A 13,655-nucleotide genomic window follows, 5' to 3' on the forward strand; every position below is an offset into this window, starting at 1 on the left:
GAGCACGGAAGATGAAAAATCCCACGTTATTGCAGTTTTTTCACTGGTATTACCCCGATGGCGGTCAACTGTGGCCCGAGCTTGCCGAACGCGCAGGCGGGCTCAATGACATCGGCATCAACATGGTATGGTTGCCCCCCGCTTATAAAGGCGCTTCTGGCGGTTATTCGGTGGGTTACGACTCTTATGATCTGTTTGATCTGGGTGAGTTTGACCAAAAGGGAACCGTCGCCACCAAATACGGCGATAAGAATCAACTGCTGGCAGCGATAGACGCGCTGAAACACAATGATATTGCCGTCCTGCTGGACGTAGTGGTTAACCACAAAATGGGCGCGGATGAGAAAGAGAATATCCGCGTCCAACGGGTTAACGCCGACGATCGCACACAAATAGACGATGAGATCGTTGAATGCGAAGGCTGGACGCGCTACACCTTCCCTGCCCGCGCAGGCCAGTACTCGCAATTCATTTGGGACTTTAAATGCTTCAGCGGCATTGACCATATCGAGAACCCAACCGAAGACGGTATTTTTAAAATCGTTAACGATTACACCGGCGAAGGCTGGAACGATCAGGTTGATGATGAATTGGGTAACTTTGATTACCTGATGGGCGAAAACATCGATTTCCGTAATCACGCCGTGACCGAGGAGATCAAATATTGGGCACGCTGGGTAATGGAACAAACCCAGTGCGACGGCTTTCGCTTAGATGCCGTGAAACATATCCCGGCATGGTTTTATAAAGAGTGGATTGAGCACGTGCAGGAGGTGGCACCCAAGCCGCTGTTTATCGTCGCCGAATACTGGTCCCACGAAGTCGATAAGCTACAAACCTACATCAATCAGGTGGAGGGAAAAACCATGCTGTTCGACGCCCCTTTGCAGATGAAATTCCACGAAGCCTCCCGTCAGGGTCGCGATTACGACATGAGTCAGATTTTCACCGACACCCTGGTGGAAGCCGATCCGTTTCATGCCGTCACGCTGGTTGCCAATCACGACACCCAACCCTTGCAGGCGCTGGAAGCCCCCGTCGAGCCGTGGTTTAAGCCACTGGCTTATGCGCTGATCCTGTTGCGCGAAAACGGCGTGCCGTCAGTCTTCTATCCTGACCTCTACGGCGCACATTACGAAGACACCGGCGGCGATGGCGAAACCTATCCTATCGATATGCCGATCATTGAACAGCTTGATGAACTGATCCTCGCGCGCCAGCGCTTCGCGCATGGGGTACAGACGCTCTTTTTCGATCATCCTAACTGTATCGCCTTTAGTCGCAGCGGAACGGACGACGATCCAGGCTGTGTGGTTGTTATGTCTAACGGCGATGACGGAGAAAAGACCATCAATCTCGGCGCGAATTACGGCAATAAAACCTGGCGTGATTATCTGGGTAATCGCGAGGAAAGCGTGGTTACCGATGATAACGGCGAAGCAACATTTTATTGTAACGGCGGGAGCGTCAGCGTGTGGGTCATTGAAGAAGTGATTTAAAACTCAACCCCGGTGGCCATAGGCTACCGGGGCGTACGGCTTATGGCAGTGGCGTAGCCAGCGGCGTTTTCTTTAACGCGTCAGCGCACTCCTGCGTTGGGCGATCGACCCGTTGCAGCGTCATACCGTCATATTCCAGCGTATTGCCTTCACGCTCAATCTCATACAGCTCGCGTTTCACCGTCACGTTGGTGAGATCGCCAGAGAGCATCGTTAGCTTGCCCGGCAGCGCGATCACTCGCTGCCACTGGCGACAGTCCAGCGTATCGCCCTCTTTTGTTACCACCAGACTGGCGATCGCTTCCGGACTCACCAGGCTGCGTTGCGGACCTTTTGACTGCCAGTACCCTTCCAGACCTGCTGGCGCTGGCGTCTTCACCACGTCGTTATAATTTTCTACTTCGGCGCATCCGGTTAGCGCCAGAAATACACCAACGATTGCTAATTTTTTCATCATTCATCCTGCATGCGAAGAAAATGGGATTGTGGCATTAAAGGCCTGATGTCGCCAGCCTTTCAGCGGTGTTGATAAAGATTGATCCAGGCAGTGTTAACTCTTATTACTCATAGTCAAAAATTCTGATCGGTGTAGTATCCACACTTCTTGTTACATACCTTCTGAGTTCAGAGGCAAAACGCATGTCATGGCAACACTTCAAACAGGCCTGGTTAATTAAATTTTGGGCCCCCGCCCCTGCGGTCATCGCAGCGGGTATTCTCTCCACTTATTATTTCGGCATTACGGGAACCTTCTGGGCCGTTACCGGTGAATTCACTCGCTGGGGTGGTCAAATCCTGCAGTTGTTTGGCGTTCACGCCGAAGAGTGGGGATATTACAAGCTGATTCATCTCGAAGGTTCTCCCCTGACCCGCATTGACGGCATGATGATCCTCGGTATGTTCGGGGGCTGTTTTGCCGCCGCGCTGTGGGCCAACAACGTCAAATTGCGCATGCCACGCAGCCGGGTGCGCATTATGCAGGCCGTTGTCGGCGGGATGATCGCCGGATTCGGCGCCCGGCTGGCGATGGGCTGCAACCTGGCCGCATTCTTCACCGGCATTCCGCAGTTCTCGCTACACGCCTGGTTTTTCGCGCTGGCAACGGCAATTGGCTCTTGGTTTGGCGCACGCTTTACCCTGCTGCCGATGTTTCGTATTCCGGTCAAAATGCAGAAAGTTTCCGCCGCTTCTCCGCTAACCCAAAAACCGGAGCAGGCCCGTCGCCGTTTCCGCCTCGGCATGCTGGTGTTTATCGGCATGATCGGCTGGGCATTACTGACTGCGATGGATAAACCCAAGCTCGGTCTGGCGATGCTATTTGGCGTTGGGTTCGGTCTGCTGATTGAACGGGCGCAAATCTGCTTCACCTCCGCCTTCCGCGACCTGTGGATTTCCGGTCGCACTCATATGGCAAAAGCGATCATCTTCGGGATGGCGGTCAGCGCCATCGGTATCTTTAGCTACGTGCAACTGGGCGTCGAGCCTAAAATCATGTGGGCGGGTCCAAATGCAGTGATCGGCGGCTTGCTGTTCGGCTTTGGCATCGTTTTAGCAGGCGGATGTGAAACCGGCTGGATGTACCGCGCCGTTGAAGGTCAGGTACATTACTGGTGGGTTGGTCTGGGCAACGTTATTGGCTCGACCATTCTGGCTTACTACTGGGATGATTTTGCTCCCGCGCTTGCCACCAACTGGGACAAAGTGAATCTGCTCAACACCTTCGGTCCGCTCGGCGGTCTGCTGGTAACCTATCTGCTATTGTTTGCCGCGCTGATGCTGATTATCGGCTGGGAAAAACGCTTCTTCCGTCGCGCAGGGCTGACGCCTGCCAAGGAGTCTGTATGAAAAACATCGTGCCTGATTATCGCCTCGATATGGTCGGCGAGCCGTGTCCGTACCCGGCTGTTGCTACGCTGGAAGCGATGCCGCAATTGAAGAAAGGTGAAATTCTGGAAGTGGTAAGCGATTGCCCGCAGTCAATCAACAATATTCCACTGGATGCGCGCAATCACGGCTATACGGTGCTGGATATTCAGCAGGATGGCCCAACGATTCGCTATTTGATTCAGAAGTAATGCAATTCTCCCGTTGTCTGACGCAGCGGGAGAATGTTCAGTGATTAAACATGCCTCAACATCAGATGCAAGACTTTATGTTCCCGCCTTTGTTTCATCTACTTAACATCATAGGTCGATCGTTCCATGATCAGATGGTAAACTGTCAAACCCTAAGAATTCGCTGATTTTTATAATGTTTAAACTATTCGCAAAGTACACATCAATAGGGGTCATCAATACGATCATTCACTGGATTGTCTTTGCTATATGCATATACGGCCTGCACACCGGACAAGCTCTCGGTAATTTTTCTGGTTTCCTCGTGGCGGTATCATTCAGCTTCTTTGCTAACGCAAGATTCACTTTTAAGTCAACGACGACAACCATGCGCTACATGCTCTATGTTGGCTTCATGGGAACGCTAAGCGCTGCTGTAGGATTATGTGCTGATAAGTCAGGTATGGCGCCTATCATCACTTTAATTTTATTCTCAGCCATCAGTTTGGTATGCGGTTTCATTTATTCTAAGTTCATTGTCTTTAGGGATGCGAAATGAAAATATCTTTGGTTGTTCCTGTCTTTAACGAAGAGGACGCGATACCAATTTTCTATAAAAATGTTCGCGAATTTGAAGAACTCAAAAAGCATGAAGTAGAAATCGTATTCATCAATGATGGAAGTAAAGACGCAACAGAATCAATGATCAACGCGCTTGCGATATCTGATAGGCTCGTGGTTCCTGTTTCTTTTACCCGTAATTTTGGAAAAGAACCGGCTATATGTGCAGGACTTGACTATTCCACTGGTGAAGCCGTCATTCCGATCGATGTTGACCTACAAGATCCCATTGAAGTTATTCCGGCCATGATAGAGAAATGGCAGTCAGGTGCAGATATTGTACTTGCAAAGCGTTCTGACCGTTCTACCGATGGGAAACTAAAGCGTAAAACCGCTGAATGGTTTTATAAATTACACAATAAAATCAGTAATCCAAAAATAGAAGAGAACGTTGGCGACTTTAGACTCATGTCCCGCCATGTAGTAGAGAACATAAAACTCATGCCAGAACGTAACCTATTCATGAAAGGCATCCTAAGCTGGGTTGGTGGCCGCACTGATGTCGTCGAATACACTCGAGCCGGGCGTATTGCGGGTAACTCAAAATTTAACGGCTGGAAATTATGGAATCTTGCGTTAGAGGGCATTACCAGTTTTTCGACGTTTCCACTTCGGATTTGGACTTACATCGGTTTTTTTGTCGCTGCTTTATCCTTCTTGTACGGAGCCTGGATGATTGCCGATAAAATATTTTGGGGAAACCCGGTAGCAGGATATCCGTCTATTATTGTTTCTATTCTATTCCTTGGTGGTGTTCAGCTAATTGGAATAGGTGTATTAGGCGAGTACATCGGAAGAATATATATCGAAAGCAAGCAGCGCCCACGCTATATAGTTAAAAAACAAGATGGAAATAAAAATGTTTTCTAAACTCGACAAGAAATTACTCTTAATTTACTCAGGACTGGCTCTATTATTCATCTATCCTTTAATACAAGCTGGAATATACTATAGGGACGACTTAGATAGATCCATAAGTGGGTATTATGGTTGGCGTGGCTTAGGCCGTCCTTTTGCAGATATTTTAGCAAGATTTTTTTCTGCAAGTGGTCATTACAATCTTGACTTATTTCCGTACACGATGCTCGCGTCCTGTGTCTTTTTAGGTGCCTCTTCACTTGCGCTCAGCAAACATTTGATCAGATCAGATGTTGCAAATGCTAAAATGGTTGCCGCACTTTTAATATTCAATCCATTCATTCTGCAAAATATCGCTTATCGATACGATAGTCTGGGAATGTCTATCGCTTTTTTCCTTGCAGTAATTGCGTATACGTATTCAAATAAAAACCTGACACTAGAGGTTGCAACAAAACTAATATCAGGAGTATTAGCCTTAACATTGTATCAGCCATGTGCAAACATTTTTATTGGTTTACTTGCTATTGACGTAATGATTATAGCGATAAAACAACACGTAAAAGTCAAAGAATTCGTAATCTTTTTATTTAAGAAAACAGCTCTATTTTTATCGTTTTACATTATCTATATGTTTTTCTTTTCTCCAAAAAACAACTCTCGCGCAGAGCTAATACCTTTGGATAAAGGAGGACTGGATTACCTTATTGGGACGTTAGCATCATTAAAAGCGTTAGTCCTTGCTTATCTTTATCATCCGGTTTACATCTATTTCGCAATCCCGATATTAATAATCTGCGTGTTTATGCTCATTACTTATCGTGCACACATCGGAAATATCGTGTCTTTTATTCTATATGGGGCCATTTCTTTTTTAATATTCATTGTTTCTCTTATGGGGCCAACCATATTGCTTCAGGATGCCCCCGTACTCCCACGTACTTTAGTCTCCTTTTCAGTTATAATGGTTATAATTGCTATACCAATCATGCATTTCTCTCCTCGCCTAAAATATATGGCACTGATGCCTGTCATTGCTTCATTTGCCTTTAGCGCTCAGTTGGGCAACACAATGAAAGCTCAACAAGAATATGAAGATTTTGTTTTCAACATGATTGCGCAGGATATTGCAAATCATAAGAGCATCGTTTCGATTGGAACTGTAGGCCAGTTAAATGCAAATGAAAGAGCAAAACTGATAATAGAAAACAAACCGCTTATAGGTCATTTCGTTTTTCCAGCCACTGAGTTTTTAGCATCCTTCCAATTAATTAACAAAGGATTATTACAAACACAGCATGGTTATAGTGATGTGCAAGAGAATAAAATTAAACTGGCTAATATGATAAACAAAGGAATCAAACCTGTATCCTCTAACCAGTATTACTCATTATTTATTTCAGATAACACCGCTATAGTCTTTTTGGGAAAATACAATAATTAGCTATTACGAGCCCTCATACTGAAATTTGAGGGCTTTTTCTTCGATAAGATGAGACTCATGACGACGGCTCAGCATCAGGCATGCCTTACGGTACAAACAGGAAATTTCACTGAGATAAAATGCCGGGAGTTTGACCGATGTGATGTGCATCCATGCACTTTTATATTAAACCGCAGATAGTGACGCAAAAAGTATGTGGTTTAATAAATATCATTAGGTTAGTGAACCTACACCTGCATCGACATCACTTCCTGATACGCCGACACCAGTTTGTTACGCACCTGAATCCCCATTTGCATTGAAACTGACGCTTTTTGCATATCGGTCATCACATCATTCAGCGCAATACCCGGTTCACCGAGGGTAAATTTCTCAGCCTGCACACGGGACGCGGTTTGCACATCGCTGATCCTGTCTAACGCCGCATGCAGTTGACCGGCAAAGCTGACGGTCGGTTGTGGCTGCATATCCTGCATTTTTGCTGACATCGCCGTAGCCTGTAGCTGGCTGATAACCCCTTCAATCCCCTGTATTGCCGACATTCTGATCCCCTGGATGATTTTTTACGTAGTTGAGATTACCAGTTAGTCAATAAGATAAAGGCGTTAAATAACGATAAAAAACCACGGTTTTTAACGCATAGAAAAATTCGAAACCGCAAATAATGAGACCGTCAATTTTTCGAGTTTGCTGACCCGGGAGTGAGTCTTGTTCCACTTTGCAAAAAACGCCGTCCACGATAAGCCACGAGGTGCGAGATGAGTGCGACAGCATCGACTGCAACCCAGCTTAAACCTCTCGAGTGGTTAAATCGCCTGCGTGCGAATCCCAGAATTCCTCTGATTGTGGCGGGAGCCGCTGCCGTCGCTATCATCGTGGCGATGGTTCTGTGGGCCAAAGCGCCTGACTACCGTACGCTGTTCAGCAATCTTTCCGATCAGGACGGTGGCGCAATTGTTACCCAACTGACGCAGATGAACGTTCCCTATCGTTTCACTGAGGGAAGCGGCGCGATTGAAGTTCCTGCCGACAAAGTCCATGAACTGCGTTTACGTCTGGCGCAGCAAGGCCTGCCCAAAGGCGGCGCGGTGGGTTTTGAGCTGCTGGATCAGGAAAAGTTTGGTATCAGCCAGTTTAGCGAGCAGGTCAACTACCAGCGCGCACTGGAAGGTGAATTAGCCCGTACCATCGAAACACTGGGACCGGTAAAACGCGCCCGCGTGCATCTGGCAATGCCAAAACCGTCGCTGTTTGTACGTGAGCAAAAAGCGCCTTCTGCCTCCGTCACCGTCAATCTCGAGCCGGGTCGTGCACTGGATGAAGGTCAGATCAGTGCGGTCACGCATCTGGTATCCAGCGCTGTTGCAGGGTTACCGCCAGGCAACGTTACGCTGGTCGACCAGGCGGGGCATTTATTAACCCAGTCGAACACCAGCAGCCGCGACCTTAACGATGCGCAGCTGAAATACGCCAGCGACGTCGAGGGCCGCGTTCAGCGTCGTATCGAATCGATTCTGTCGCCAATTGTCGGCAACGGTAATGTTCATGCGCAAGTCACCGCGCAGCTTGATTTTGCCAATAAAGAGCAAACCGAAGAACAGTACCGTCCAAACGGTGATGAGTCTCAGGCCGTGCTGCGTTCTCGTCAGTTGAACGTCAGTGAGCAGATCGGTAGTGGAGCACCAGGCGGCGTGCCGGGCGCATTGTCTAATCAGCCAGCACCCGCCAATACTGCGCCAATCGCCAACCCACCGGCGAATCAGCAAAACGCGCAAAATACGCAAAACGCGCAAGCGACGAATAACAGTAATAATGCGGGCCCGCGCAGTACTCAGCGCAATGAAACCAGCAACTATGAAGTCGACCGTACTATTCGCCACACCAAAATGAACGTTGGCGATGTGCAGCGTCTCTCGGTGGCAGTAGTCGTCAACTATAAAACCTTGCCAGACGGCAAACCGCTGCCGTTGACCGCCGAGCAGATGAAGCAGATTGAGGATCTGACCCGCGAGGCGATGGGTTTCTCCGATAAGCGTGGTGACACCCTGAACGTGGTTAACTCTCCCTTCACGGCGACTGATGACTCAGCTGGCGAACTTCCGTTCTGGAAACAGCAGTCCTTTATCGATCAGTTAATGTCCGCTGGCCGTTGGTTGCTGGTTCTGTTGGTGGCCTGGATCCTGTGGCGTAAGGCTGTTCGCCCACAGTTGGTCCGTCGTAACGAAGAAGCGAAAGCGATACAAGAACAAACACGTATCCGTCAGGAAACCGAAGAAGCGGTAGAAGTTCGCCTCAGCAAAGACGAGCAGACCCAGCAACGTCGTACGAACCAGCGTCTGGGCGCAGAAGTCATGAGCCAACGTATTCGTGAAATGTCAGATAACGATCCGCGCGTCGTGGCGCTGGTCATTCGCCAGTGGATGAGTAACGATCATGAGTAATGCCCTTACCGGTACCGACAAAAGCGTCATTCTGTTGATGACCATTGGCGAAGATCGCGCGGCGGAAGTGTTTAAGCACCTCTCCACGCGCGAAGTTCAGGCGCTCAGTACAGCGATGGCGAACGTACGCCAGATCTCCAACAAGCAGTTGACGGAAGTACTGGCCGAGTTTGAACAAGAAGCCGAGCAGTTTGCCGCGCTCAATATCAACGCTAACGAATATCTGCGCTCCGTACTGGTGAAAGCGTTGGGCGAAGAACGCGCCTCCAGCCTGCTGGAAGACATTCTGGAAACCCGCGATACCACCAGCGGTATTGAAACGCTCAACTTTATGGAGCCGCAAAGCGCCGCCGACCTTATCCGCGACGAGCATCCGCAGATTATCGCCACCATTCTGGTACACCTCAAGCGGGGCCAGGCGGCTGATATTCTGGCGCTGTTCGACGAACGTTTACGTCACGACGTGATGCTGCGTATCGCTACTTTCGGCGGCGTCCAGCCTGCCGCGCTGGCAGAACTGACCGAGGTACTAAACGGCCTGCTCGATGGCCAGAATCTCAAACGCAGCAAAATGGGCGGCGTGAGAACGGCGGCAGAAATTATCAACCTGATGAAAACTCAGCAAGAAGAAGCGGTTATTACCGCCGTACGCGAATTCGACGGCGAACTGGCGCAGAAAATTATCGACGAGATGTTCCTGTTCGAGAACCTGGTGGACGTCGACGATCGCAGTATTCAGCGCCTGCTGCAGGAAGTGGATTCCGAATCACTGCTGATTGCTCTGAAAGGTGCCGAACAGCCGCTACGCGAGAAGTTCCTGCGCAACATGTCGCAACGTGCTGCCGATATTCTGCGCGACGATCTCGCCAACCGCGGTCCGGTGCGTTTGTCGCAGGTGGAAAACGAACAGAAAGCAATCCTGCTTATTGTGCGTCGTCTGGCAGAAACCGGCGAGATGGTGATAGGCAGCGGCGAGGATACCTATGTCTAACGAATTACCGTGGAAAGTCTGGACCCCGGACGACCTCGCCCCACCGATGGCGGAGTTCGTACTGGCCGACCACAGCGAAACGCCGCTGTCAGAAGAGACAGAAGAGCCAGAGCTTTCCCCTGAACAACAGCTTGAACAACAGCTCGCACAGTTGCAAATGCAAGCCCATGAGCAAGGTTATAACGCGGGTCTGGCAGAAGGTCGCCAAAAGGGTCACGAACAAGGTTATCAGGAGGGTCTGAGTCAGGGGCTGGAACAAGGCCAGACCCAGGCACGCGCGCAGCATGCCCCCATCCATGCCCGCATGCAGCAGTTGGTGAGCGAGTTTCAGAATACCCTGGATGCGCTGGACAGCGTAATTGCCTCACGCCTGATGCAAATGGCGCTGGAAGCGGCGCGTCAGGTTATTGGTCAGACGCCAATCGTGGACAACGCTGCGCTGATTAAGCAAATCCAACAGCTGTTGCAACAGGAACCGCTGTTTAGCGGTAAGCCGCAGCTACGCGTACATCCCGACGATCTCCAGCGTGTGGAAGAAATGCTCGGTGCCACACTCAGTCTGCACGGCTGGCGACTTCGCGGCGACCCGACGCTGCATCACGGCGGCTGTAAAGTCTCCGCCGACGAGGGCGACCTGGATGCCAGCGTCGCCACGCGCTGGCAAGAACTCTGCCGTCTGGCAGCGCCAGGAGTCGTGTAATGACCACACGCCTGACTCGCTGGCTCAATACGCTGGACAACTTCGAAGAGAAAATGTCGCTGCTGCCTGCGGTACGCCGTTATGGTCGCCTGACTCGTGCCACCGGGCTGGTACTGGAAGCCACAGGTCTACAGTTGCCGCTGGGCGCCACCTGCGTCATTGAACGTCAGGACGGCAATGAAACACAGGAAGTCGAAAGTGAAGTCGTGGGCTTTAACGGCCAACGTCTGTTTCTGATGCCGCTCGAAGAGGTCGAAGGCGTTCTGCCCGGCGCACGCGTGTATGCAAAGAACATTGCCGGAGAAGGTCTGCAAAGCGGGAAGCAATTACCGCTTGGCCCTGCTCTGCTCGGGCGTGTGCTTGACGGCAGCGGAAAACCGCTCGACGGCCTGCCCGCCCCGGACACCACCGAAACGGGGGCATTGATTACACCGCCGTTTAACCCCCTGCAACGCACCGCGATTGAACACGTTCTGGATACTGGCGTACGCCCTATCAACGCATTGTTAACCGTCGGACGCGGTCAGCGTATGGGTCTTTTCGCAGGTTCCGGCGTCGGTAAAAGCGTCCTGCTCGGCATGATGGCGCGCTATACCCAGGCCGATGTTATCGTCGTCGGTCTGATTGGCGAGCGCGGTCGCGAAGTTAAAGATTTTATTGAAAATATTCTCGGCGCTGACGGTCGCGCACGCTCGGTGGTGATTGCCGCTCCGGCAGACGTTTCGCCGCTGTTACGTATGCAAGGCGCGGCTTATGCCACGCGTATCGCCGAAGATTTTCGCGATCGCGGACAGCACGTATTGCTGATTATGGATTCCCTCACCCGTTATGCGATGGCGCAACGTGAGATCGCGTTGGCGATCGGCGAACCACCGGCAACGAAAGGTTATCCACCCTCGGTATTCGCTAAATTACCGGCGCTGGTCGAACGTGCCGGGAACGGCATTCACGGCGGCGGTTCAGTCACCGCATTTTATACGGTACTGACTGAAGGCGACGACCAGCAGGATCCGATTGCCGATTCCGCGCGCGCGATTCTGGACGGCCACATCGTCTTGTCCCGTCATCTGGCTGAGGCGGGCCACTATCCGGCTATTGATATTGAGGCTTCTATTAGTCGCGCCATGACCGCGCTCATTAGTGAACAACACTATGCGCGGGTGCGTAACTTTAAACAGCTGTTATCCAGCTTCCAACGCAACCGCGATCTGGTCAGCGTGGGCGCGTATGCCAAAGGCAGCGATCCGATGCTGGATAAAGCCATCGCCTTATGGCCACAACTGGAAGCATTCTTACAGCAAGGTATTTTTGAAAGAGCTGACTGGGAAGATTCTCTGCAGGCTTTAGAACTGATTTTCCCTGGTGTGTGATTAAGCAGGAGAGCATAGGTCATGGCACAACATGGTGCATTAGCAACATTGAAAGACCTGGCTGAAAAAGAGGTAGATGACGCCGCTGTCTTATTGGGAGAGATGCGTCGTGGCTGTCAGCAGGCGGAAGAGCAGTTGAAAATGCTGATCGATTATCAGCATGAGTATCGAAACAATCTGAACAGCGACATGGGCCAGGGTATTACCAGCAATCGCTGGATCAATTACCAACAATTTATTCAGACGCTGGAAAAAGCGATTGAGCAACATCGCCAACAGCTCAATCAATGGACGCAGAAAGTAGACCAGGCATTGAACAGTTGGCGCGACAAAAAACAACGTTTACAGGCGTGGCAGACACTGCAGGACAGACAAACTTCGGCGGCATTACTGGCCGAAAACCGCCTGGATCAGAAAAAGATGGATGAATTTGCTCAGCGCGCAGCTATGAGGAAACCCGAATGATTACTTTACCCCAACTGATTACTACCGACACCGATGTAGCCGCAGGTCTTCAGTCAGGCAAAGCGGTAGATTCACCCGAGGATTTTTTAGCGATACTGGCTGGCGCATTAGGTGTGGGCGACGCACAAGGTAAAGCCGCCCCGCTGTCGCTGGCCGATTTACAGGCGGCAGGCAGCAAACTGCAAAAAGGGTTGTTGCAAAAAAATGGTGACCCAACACCGTCGCTCAAGTTAAGTGAACTGCTGGCGCAAAAAGAGATACATAGCGATGCCTCCCTTGCCGACATGACTGACGCCCAGCAACTGTTGTCAGCCCTCACGCCATCGCTGAAAGCGAATGCTATGACAACATTAGGTAAAGTGAATCAGCAGGATGAAAAAAACACCTCGCTGAGCGATGACGATCTCGCCAACCTGAGCGCGCTGTTCGCTATGCTGCCAGGCCAACCGCTGACCACACCAGCCGTTGACAGCACGCCTGTACCTGTTGATGCGACGCTTTCAACGTTAACACGCGGCACGGCACATGGCGCTATCGCTGATAACGCGGGCGATTTGCTGCCCGGTGATGCCAAAAAAGGCAAAGCGAATAATGCGGCACCTGGTGGTAGCGTAGATCAGACCAACACTCCGACGCTAACCCCGCTGACGGCAGCGGCGGCGACCCGAGCAGAAATTGAAAGCTCCCCTTCACCGACCAGCATTGGCGTGACGGCGGCGCCGTTAAGCGGCCCGCAGCCCCATGCACAACCGTTACCGACAGCCGCACCGGTGCTTAGCGCGCCATTGGGAAGCCACGAATGGCAGCAAGCACTAAGTCAGCACGTTACGCTGTTCACGCGCCAGGGTCAGCAAAGCGCAGAACTGCGCTTGCATCCGCAGGACCTGGGCCAGGTGCATATTTCCCTCAAACTGGATGATAACCTCGCTCAGCTGCAAATGGTTTCGCCGCACAGTCACGTGCGCGCAGCGCTGGAAGCTGCGTTACCAATGCTGCGAACTCAACTGGCTGAAAGCGGGATCCAGCTTGGACAAAGCAATATCAGCAGCGAAAGTTTTGCTGGCAATCAGCAATCTTCCGGGCAGCAACAGCAGGCGGGTCGCGCCCAGGGACAAGATATTTTTGCCGCTGAAGATGACGCCGTACTGGCAACGCCTGCCTCACTGCAAGCCGCAGCACGTGGTGATGGAGCTGTAGACATCTTCGCCTAAC

General features: G+C 51.0%; 14 protein-coding genes. 12 read left to right on the top strand and 2 right to left on the bottom strand.

Features of this window, described 5'->3' with window-relative positions; all coding sequences use genetic code 11:
• Nucleotides 1-11: 11 nt before the first annotated feature.
• The gene (gene amyA / locus OGY15_RS15565) at nt 12-1,499 is read left to right on the top strand and encodes an alpha-amylase (protein ID WP_210905232.1); all 1,488 of its coding nucleotides are present in this window, start codon (nt 12-14) and stop codon (nt 1,497-1,499) included.
• Between the two features lie 40 nt (nt 1,500-1,539).
• On the opposite strand, the gene yedD is transcribed toward amyA, so the two are convergent.
• A complete protein-coding gene (gene yedD / locus OGY15_RS15570; RefSeq protein WP_151218908.1) occupies nt 1,540-1,953 on the bottom strand; it encodes a lipoprotein YedD in 414 nt (137 codons plus the stop codon).
• 164 nt (nt 1,954-2,117) lie between these two features.
• Here yedD and yedE point away from each other — a divergent pair, with 164 nt between their 5' ends.
• The 5 genes from yedE (at nt 2,118) to OGY15_RS15595 (ending at nt 6,476) form a co-directional block, all read left to right on the top strand.
• Entirely contained in the window at nt 2,118-3,344 is a 1,227-nt protein-coding gene (gene yedE / locus OGY15_RS15575; RefSeq protein ID WP_373276874.1) for a selenium metabolism membrane protein YedE/FdhT, read from the top strand.
• Nucleotides 3,341-3,574: a sulfurtransferase-like selenium metabolism protein YedF gene (yedF, locus tag OGY15_RS15580; protein ID WP_000790504.1), complete on the top strand. Its 234-nt coding sequence runs from the start codon at nt 3,341-3,343 to the stop codon at nt 3,572-3,574. Before yedE ends, yedF begins: the two co-directional genes overlap by 4 nt.
• Before the next feature lie 175 nt (nt 3,575-3,749).
• Complete coding sequence (locus OGY15_RS15585) at nt 3,750-4,112, top strand: GtrA family protein (RefSeq protein ID WP_151218909.1); 363 nt, start codon at nt 3,750-3,752, stop codon at nt 4,110-4,112.
• Entirely contained in the window at nt 4,109-5,044 is a 936-nt protein-coding gene (locus OGY15_RS15590; protein ID WP_187252245.1) for a glycosyltransferase family 2 protein, read from the top strand. The genes OGY15_RS15585 and OGY15_RS15590 overlap by 4 nt, the downstream gene beginning before the upstream one ends.
• Nucleotides 5,034-6,476 (top strand): glucosyltransferase domain-containing protein, encoded by a 1,443-nt coding sequence (locus OGY15_RS15595; protein ID WP_151218910.1) that lies wholly within the window; start codon nt 5,034-5,036, stop codon nt 6,474-6,476. Before OGY15_RS15590 ends, OGY15_RS15595 begins: the two co-directional genes overlap by 11 nt.
• 227 nt (nt 6,477-6,703) lie before the next feature.
• Here the strand turns inward: OGY15_RS15595 and fliE are convergent, their stop codons facing one another.
• Nucleotides 6,704-7,018, bottom strand: coding sequence for a flagellar hook-basal body complex protein FliE (gene fliE / locus OGY15_RS15600; RefSeq protein ID WP_071696982.1), 315 nt, complete (start codon nt 7,016-7,018; stop codon nt 6,704-6,706).
• A gap of 216 nt (nt 7,019-7,234) precedes the next feature.
• Between fliE and fliF the strand changes: the two genes are divergently transcribed.
• The 6 genes from fliF to fliK are packed head-to-tail and all read left to right on the top strand — an operon-like array spanning nt 7,235 to nt 13,654.
• Complete coding sequence (gene fliF, locus OGY15_RS15605; RefSeq protein ID WP_151224638.1) at nt 7,235-8,917, top strand: flagellar basal-body MS-ring/collar protein FliF; 1,683 nt, start codon at nt 7,235-7,237, stop codon at nt 8,915-8,917.
• Nucleotides 8,910-9,908, top strand: a complete 999-nt coding sequence (fliG, locus tag OGY15_RS15610; RefSeq protein ID WP_003030443.1) for a flagellar motor switch protein FliG — start codon at nt 8,910-8,912, stop codon at nt 9,906-9,908. The genes fliF and fliG overlap by 8 nt, the downstream gene beginning before the upstream one ends.
• Nucleotides 9,901-10,608 (top strand): flagellar assembly protein FliH, encoded by a 708-nt coding sequence (gene fliH / locus OGY15_RS15615; protein ID WP_286539971.1) that lies wholly within the window; start codon nt 9,901-9,903, stop codon nt 10,606-10,608. Before fliG ends, fliH begins: the two co-directional genes overlap by 8 nt.
• Nucleotides 10,608-11,978, top strand: coding sequence for a flagellar protein export ATPase FliI (gene fliI, locus OGY15_RS15620; RefSeq protein WP_047410431.1), 1,371 nt, complete (start codon nt 10,608-10,610; stop codon nt 11,976-11,978). Before fliH ends, fliI begins: the two co-directional genes overlap by 1 nt.
• A 21-nt stretch (nt 11,979-11,999) precedes the next feature.
• Nucleotides 12,000-12,443 carry a flagellar export protein FliJ gene (gene fliJ / locus OGY15_RS15625; protein ID WP_016153491.1) on the top strand — a complete coding sequence of 148 codons (444 nt, stop codon included), beginning with the start codon at nt 12,000-12,002 and terminating at the stop codon, nt 12,441-12,443.
• On the top strand, nt 12,440-13,654 hold the full coding sequence (gene fliK / locus OGY15_RS15630) for a flagellar hook length control protein FliK (protein WP_151218913.1): 1,215 nt from the start codon (nt 12,440-12,442) through the stop codon (nt 13,652-13,654). The genes fliJ and fliK overlap by 4 nt, the downstream gene beginning before the upstream one ends.
• The last annotated feature ends 1 nt before the right edge of the window (nt 13,655 follow it).

Source organism: Citrobacter sp. Cu231 (assembly GCF_030332265.1).
GTDB lineage: Bacteria > Pseudomonadota > Gammaproteobacteria > Enterobacterales > Enterobacteriaceae > Citrobacter > Citrobacter meridianamericanus.

Excerpts from the sequence above, each read along its gene's own strand:
- OGY15_RS15585 (WP_151218909.1), top strand. The coding sequence starts at position 3,750 with ATGTTTAAACTATTCGCAAAGTACACATCAATAGGGGTCATCAATACG.
- OGY15_RS15590 (WP_187252245.1), top strand. The coding sequence starts at position 4,109 with ATGAAAATATCTTTGGTTGTTCCTGTCTTTAACGAAGAGGACGCGATA.
- fliH (WP_286539971.1), top strand. The coding sequence starts at position 9,901 with ATGTCTAACGAATTACCGTGGAAAGTCTGGACCCCGGACGACCTCGCC.
- fliI (WP_047410431.1), top strand. The coding sequence starts at position 10,608 with ATGACCACACGCCTGACTCGCTGGCTCAATACGCTGGACAACTTCGAA.
- fliG (WP_003030443.1), top strand. The coding sequence starts at position 8,910 with ATGAGTAATGCCCTTACCGGTACCGACAAAAGCGTCATTCTGTTGATG.
- fliJ (WP_016153491.1), top strand. The coding sequence starts at position 12,000 with ATGGCACAACATGGTGCATTAGCAACATTGAAAGACCTGGCTGAAAAA.
- yedD (WP_151218908.1), bottom strand. The coding sequence starts at position 1,953 with ATGAAAAAATTAGCAATCGTTGGTGTATTTCTGGCGCTAACCGGATGC.
- amyA (WP_210905232.1), top strand. The coding sequence starts at position 12 with ATGAAAAATCCCACGTTATTGCAGTTTTTTCACTGGTATTACCCCGAT.
- yedF (WP_000790504.1), top strand. The coding sequence starts at position 3,341 with ATGAAAAACATCGTGCCTGATTATCGCCTCGATATGGTCGGCGAGCCG.
- fliF (WP_151224638.1), top strand. The coding sequence starts at position 7,235 with ATGAGTGCGACAGCATCGACTGCAACCCAGCTTAAACCTCTCGAGTGG.
- OGY15_RS15595 (WP_151218910.1), top strand. The coding sequence starts at position 5,034 with ATGTTTTCTAAACTCGACAAGAAATTACTCTTAATTTACTCAGGACTG.
- fliK (WP_151218913.1), top strand. The coding sequence starts at position 12,440 with ATGATTACTTTACCCCAACTGATTACTACCGACACCGATGTAGCCGCA.
- fliE (WP_071696982.1), bottom strand. The coding sequence starts at position 7,018 with ATGTCGGCAATACAGGGGATTGAAGGGGTTATCAGCCAGCTACAGGCT.